Consider the following 5,382-nt stretch of genomic DNA (forward strand, 5'->3'; position numbering starts at 1 on the left):
CAGTGGTTAAATTCCAGACTTTGAGGGTGTTATCCGATGAACCAGAAATTGCCCGCTTGCCATCAGCAGTAACGGCTATTGCATTTACCGACTCGCTGTGACCTTTGAAAGTAAATAGTTCCTTTCCAGTTGTTAAATCCCAGACTTTGAATGTATTATCAGATGAGCCAGAAATTACCCGTTTGTTATCAGCAGTCACGGCTACTACTTTTACCAATTTTCCGTGACCTTTGAGAGTCAACAGTTCATTTCCAGTTGTTAAATTCCAGACTTTGAGGGTATTATCTAATGAACCCGAAATTGCCAGATTGCTATCAGCAGTTACGGCTAATACTTTTACCGATTTTTTGTGACCTGTGAGAGTCAACAGTTCCTTTCCAGTTGTTAAATCCCAAATTTTGATAGTTTTGTCAGATGAACCAGAAATTGCCCGCTTGCCATCAGCAGTGACCGCTACTGCATTTATCAATTTGGTGTGACCCGTGAGATTAAATAGTTCCTTTCCAGTTGTTAAATCCCAAACTTTAATGGTGTTATCTCTTGAAGCAAAAATCGCCCGGTTACCATCAGCAGTCACGGTTACTACATTTACCAATTTGGTATGACTTTCGAGATTGAAAGTAAACAGTGCCTTTTCAGTTGTTAAATCCCAACCTTTAATCCTGTTGTCTTTTGAGCTAGAAATCGCCCGTTTGCCATCAGTAGTGACGACTACTGCATTTACCGAGTCACTGTGACCTTTGAGAGTAAATAGTTCCTCTCCAGTTGTTAAATCCCAGACTTTAAGGGTTGTGTCAGATGAGCCAGAAATTGCTCGCTTGCCATCAGCAGTTACTGCTACGACATTTACCGAGTCGCTGTGACCTTTAAGGGTTCGTAGAACTCCGCTGCCGGGGGGAGTGAAACAGGGTGTGAAAGGACGCAACCAAGGTACTGCTTTCTGATGCTGGACTCCCTCCAGGATGGCTTTTATTTCTGGTGTTTTTAAGTGTGCCAAGCGCCCCCATAATTGCTCTGCGAGTTGCGTTTTATCTCGCTCCAAAATATCCGCTGACATCCAAAATACCGATTTAATCAAGTTCAGAACTTTGACTTTTTCTGGATTGTACTTTGAGTGATTTAATGCTTCGTAATCGTCAACTAAATTAAAATCATCAATCAGTGCCTGCACCCCAAACTCAGGATGCTGAATCTTTGCCATCAGAAAGTTAAAATCAGTCAGTCTTTGATAATACTTTTCTAAATTCCCTGCCTTGACATAATTTGGCAGTAAGCTGCCCAGATAAGCACGTTGATAGAAAAGTGGTTTGGCCGCTAACTTGTCAGCAAATTCTGCCATCTCACGCCATCTCCTTTTCTAAATACTCAGCAATCCGTTGATTTACTTCCTTAAAAATTTTCCGCTTTGCATCCATCTCTCGTTTGGATTTCAGAAAGTCAAGAAAACTAGCATGATAGATGTTGTAGCAGATTTCTCCATATACATTCTGCTTTTTCAAATACTCAACCCACTCATCTTCTAAAACCTGTGCCACCTCACATTTATCCACCTCGGCAATTCCAGCAATCATCTCGCAGGGAATCGGCGTGCCAATCTCTATTAAAATATATAAGACAATCTCCATCCATTGCCCTGGCTTAGCTTCCATTCCCATCCGCACCCAATGGTTTTGATAATACTCTTGCAGCCCGTCGGGCAATTGCTTTAAGCTCAAGTCATTATAATCGCCCTTAGCAATTGCGGGCAAAACATACCGCAAATACATAAAATTGTTTTCGCTTTTTTCTGCCAATTGCTCGACAAAAGCTGTATCGGGAATGCTACGGGTTTGGATCCAGTTTCTCAGTTCATCTTTATACTGAGAATCTGTATATAGCAGATACCGAATATACTCTTTGATATCATCCTGATTGAAATTAACATACTTTCTGTCTCTTAAATCTAACTCTTTTACCGGAACTCCTGGAGATACAGACAGCCTCTTTTGACCGAGGTTATGCGGTCGCCTCGTCAGCAAGAAATAAACCCGATCTGGCAGAGTGGTCGGTAAATGTAAAAGATTTTCTCCCGGTTCTTGTTCAACTTCATCCAGTGCATCAATCGCAATTACCAAACGTTCGCCGCAAGTGAGTTTTCCAGCCACCTTTGTCAGTAAAGTTGGTAAATCGGCATCTTCTGAATTTGGCAATTGATAGCGGTCAATTAATTGCTGGCGAAGGCTCTTCAAAAACAATTCTGGTCTGTTGCGGCGTTCGACAAGAATATTGAAATAGCAGGGAGATTTATGTTCAGAGACGTATTTGGCAACGATCGAGCTTTTGCCCATTCCCGCATCCCCGATAATTGTAAAATAACCGTGAGGATTTTCCTTGATAAAGTCCTGAAACGCCTTAAAAACAAATTGGCGGCCGCAAAAGGTTTTAATTTTTTCTGCTATAAGTGATTCAAACTCTGGCGGCAGCTTATTTTCGGCATTCCAATCTTTTGGGTCAACAATATCTGTGGCTTCTATTCCTAATGCTTTAGCTATGTTGGTAACTTGCCATCTTTGTACGCCATTAAAACATGGTTTTGTACCGAGTAATCGCTTAATTGTGTCCTCGGAAACATTAGTTGTATCCGCGAGTTTTTTTATCGTCAATCCAGCGTCTTGGTATGATTCTCTGAGCTTAATTTTTCCAGTTGCACTCGATTGAACTTTATCGGATTCGCGCATAGTAGGTTTTTAGGTATGGTTGTTAGTTTTTCAGTTAATTCGATAATCCGACAGTCCGACAGTCCGACAGTCCGACAGTCCGACAGTCCGACAGTCCGGCAGTCCGACAGGGAATGAATTCCCTGTCTCATAGCGAAAGTCCTCTTAAGAGGACTGAAAATTAGTATTTTAGTCGGTTTTAACCGACTTCTGCTATTAGCCCCGTGGAATTCATTCCCTTGCGGATTTGGGCGGAATGAAACAGCATGGGGGCTAGCGGGAGCGAGATTTCATGATTATTCATCCGTAACTCCGATCGCACTCACATTCTATATTTAAATATTTTTGTCTGTCTAGGGCAGATAGGTTGTAATCTCCTGCCCTATCTGCCCCAAAAATTAGGGCATATCGCCAATTAAAACTCGCCCTATCTGCCCTTGAGTCTCGCTGTTTGCTTCGGTAGAGTAATTGTAGAAACAAAAACTTATCAGTATTTAGGAGAGGAAACAGTTATGACTTTTAACTTATTCGGCAACTCGCAACCTGATGAAGATTATAGCGAAATTAAGAAAGAAATGCTGCGAGAATCATTGCGGCAAGTTCGCCAAAGCTACAATCTTGCCCTTTTTGTCACCGCCGCATCGGCAATGGTTACTTTCGGAGGGATCGGACTTCTATTTTGTGAGAAAATCTCAGAGGCTACTCTCACTGCTTCGGGCGGATTGTTGACAAGTTTGGGCAGGATTGAGTTTGCCAAGCAAAAGAAGAAGGAATTGCAGCAGATGATGGATGATTTGGAAGACTAACATCCAGTTTTAGCTTCCCGACTTCTTTCCTCGTCCCCCGGCCGGGCCTGGAAAGCAGCTAAATTGTAGGGACACGGCACTGCCGTGTCCTGGCTTAGATATCCTAGTTTTTAGCCGCCCCAAACCTTCTTCAAAACATCTTGAGGAGAGATGTCTGCCATTTTGCCCGTAGGAGATTTAATGCCCAAAAATCGATCGCTCTTTGGCAGCAATTTTGCAGGTTCAGTCGGGCCGAACAAAGCTATTGTATAAGTTTGAACCGCCACAGCTAAGTGCATCGGCGCACTATCAGTACATATCATCAAGTTAGCAGCAGCAATAGTCGCCGCCAACTTGCCGACATCATCCGGCGAGATAACTTTTACATTCGGACATAACTCGACTAACTTTGTCACGAAGTCTGCATCTTCGGGCCCTTTCACAACAACAACGGGCAAATTCGGCTGCCGCTGCTGACAATCTTCAATTATTTGCTTCCATTTGTCTGTAGGGTAAATTTTGTCAATACCTTTAGACACAGCTAATTGACTGGAACCGCCGTGAATTAGAATGTAACCGCTTTCTTTTACGCCCAACCGCTGCTGTTCGGATTCCGCCCACTGAATGTCCTGTTTTGGTACATTAATTGCGATCGCCGGACAAGGATTTGTAATGTTAAATCCTTGCAGCAAATCGTGGTACATTGAAGCGGCGTACTGTTCAGTTTTCAGCGGTACTGCAGCAGTGAGAAATCGAGCGCCGTTGGTTCCCGAATACCCAACTCTCTGCGGAATGCCGGTCAGCCACAGCAGCAGCCCTACAGTCCACCGCTGGCCGAGGGAAATCACTGCTTCGTATTCGCGATCTCGAATTACGCCCAGTAAATTGCCCAAATCTGCCATAGCGTTGCGGTCTTTGAAATTGTACGTCAAGACTTCTTTGACCGACTTGCAGACTCGGTAAGCACCCTTTGCCCTCGGTTCCACGATGACATCAATTTGCGCGTCGGGATAAGACTGCTTGAGGTCATCAAGAGTGGGGAAAAATAAAATTTGGTCGCCAATCCCGCCAGGGACAAGTGCTAGTATTCGCATCATAAACGATCGGGCTATTATTGATCGAGGTAGCTCTCAGAGATCGGCTCTCAACTATCAGCTTATAGTATTTCTAGACCTTAAAAGCTACTGGCTGACAGCTAAACAACTGACTCAAAAGTACAGGACGCTCTTATTATATATATCTAGTTGGGTTAAAAACGGTTAGTAAATGCACTTATTAATTCCTGCAGCAGGTTCGGGGCGACGGATGGGGAGTCAGCGGAACAAACTGCTGCTGACTTTGCTGGGAAAACCTTTGCTGAGTTGGACTTTGGCTGCGGCTGAAGCTTCGCAGCACATTAGCTGGATTGGCATCATGGGCCAGCCAGACGATTTTTCTGATTTTAAAGCAATTGTGAGCGATTTATCTTTGGTCAAGCCCGTGGAACTGATTCAAGGTGGCGCTACCAGGCAAGAGTCAGTTTACAACGGTTTGCAGGCTTTGCCCCCCAATGCCGATCGAGTGTTGATTCACGACGGCGCGAGGTGTTTGGCAACTGCTGAATTGTTCGATCGATCTGCCGAGGCCCTCTTGACCTGTCCGGGCTTGATTGTCGCCGTCCCGGTCAAGGATACGATTAAGGTCGTAGATGAGCGTCGGATCGTGCGAGACACCCCAGACAGAAGCAATTTGTGGGCGGCCCAGACTCCCCAAGGATTTGAAGTGAAATTGTTAAAGCAGTGTCACGAAGAAGGGCGACAGAAAGGTTGGGAAGTTACCGACGATGCGGCTTTGTTTGAAAAATGCGGTTTACCAGTGCAAATTGTGGAGGGAGAAGAGACGAATTTGAAAGTCACAACACC

At 44.4% G+C, this 5,382-nt stretch carries 5 protein-coding genes; 2 read left to right on the top strand and 3 right to left on the bottom strand.

Going from position 1 to position 5,382, the window contains the following annotated elements; all coding sequences use genetic code 11:
- Both QUA24_RS21575 and QUA24_RS21580 read right to left on the bottom strand, forming a co-directional pair.
- On the bottom strand, positions 1-1,339 hold a 1,339-nt coding region (locus QUA24_RS21575; protein WP_333231943.1), incomplete at its 3' end, for a WD40 repeat domain-containing protein.
- A 1-nt stretch (position 1,340) separates the two neighbouring features.
- The gene (locus QUA24_RS21580; RefSeq protein ID WP_333231945.1) at positions 1,341-2,717 is read right to left on the bottom strand and encodes an NACHT domain-containing protein; all 1,377 of its coding nucleotides are present in this window, start codon (positions 2,715-2,717) and stop codon (positions 1,341-1,343) included.
- 491 nt (positions 2,718-3,208) lie between these two features.
- On the opposite strand from QUA24_RS21580, the gene QUA24_RS21585 reads away from it, so the two are divergent.
- Entirely contained in the window at positions 3,209-3,502 is a 294-nt protein-coding gene (locus QUA24_RS21585; RefSeq protein ID WP_333231947.1) for a TRADD-N-associated membrane domain-containing protein, read from the top strand.
- 110 nt (positions 3,503-3,612) lie between these two features.
- Here QUA24_RS21585 and QUA24_RS21590 read toward each other — a convergent pair whose 3' ends face one another.
- The gene (locus tag QUA24_RS21590) at positions 3,613-4,575 is read right to left on the bottom strand and encodes a glycosyltransferase family 9 protein (protein ID WP_333231951.1); all 963 of its coding nucleotides are present in this window, start codon (positions 4,573-4,575) and stop codon (positions 3,613-3,615) included.
- Between the two features lie 172 nt (positions 4,576-4,747).
- Here QUA24_RS21590 and ispD point away from each other — a divergent pair.
- Positions 4,748-5,382, top strand: a 635-nt coding sequence (gene ispD, locus QUA24_RS21595) for a 2-C-methyl-D-erythritol 4-phosphate cytidylyltransferase (protein WP_333231949.1), incomplete at its 3' end; no start/stop codon positions are given.

It is taken from the genome of Microcoleus sp. Pol12B5 (assembly GCF_036701335.1).
GTDB lineage: Bacteria > Cyanobacteriota > Cyanobacteriia > Cyanobacteriales > Microcoleaceae > Microcoleus.

Coding starts and splice junctions, on each gene's coding strand:
- QUA24_RS21580 (WP_333231945.1), bottom strand. CDS start 2,717: ATGCGCGAATCCGATAAAGTTCAATCGAGTGCAACTGGAAAAATTAAG.
- QUA24_RS21585 (WP_333231947.1), top strand. CDS start 3,209: ATGACTTTTAACTTATTCGGCAACTCGCAACCTGATGAAGATTATAGC.
- QUA24_RS21590 (WP_333231951.1), bottom strand. CDS start 4,575: ATGCGAATACTAGCACTTGTCCCTGGCGGGATTGGCGACCAAATTTTA.